This window comes from Streptomyces sp. A012304, assembly GCF_026008495.1.
Lineage (GTDB): Bacteria > Actinomycetota > Actinomycetes > Streptomycetales > Streptomycetaceae > Streptomyces.
The window spans coordinates 1-259 of the sequence record NZ_BQUN01000090.1 but is presented as its reverse complement, the minus strand read 5'-3'; the positions used below and the strand labels follow the sequence as shown (position 1 = coordinate 259).

1 protein-coding gene is annotated in these 259 nt (G+C 70.7%); it reads left to right on the top strand.

Annotated elements, in window-relative coordinates; genetic code table 11:
• Positions 1-2: 2 nt before the first annotated feature.
• A partial coding sequence (locus ALMP_RS19205; RefSeq protein WP_264929895.1) for a DUF2637 domain-containing protein occupies positions 3-259 on the top strand: 257 nt, incomplete at its 3' end.

Below are 259 nucleotides of genomic sequence, written 5' to 3'. Positions count from 1 at the left end.
TCGTGACCGGCGCCGTGATCATCGCCGGCATCGGCTTCGCCGGTTCCTACGCGGCCGTCCGCGAGCTGGCCGTCAAGAAGGGCTTCGGGGACTTCTCCTACGTCTTCCCGATCGGCATCGACGCGGGCATCTGCGTCCTGCTCGCCCTCGACCTGCTGCTGACCTGGATCCGCATCCCCTTCCCGCTCCTGCGGCAGACGGCGTGGCTGCTGACCGCCGCCACGATCGCCTTCAACGGCGCGGCCGCCTGGCCCGACCC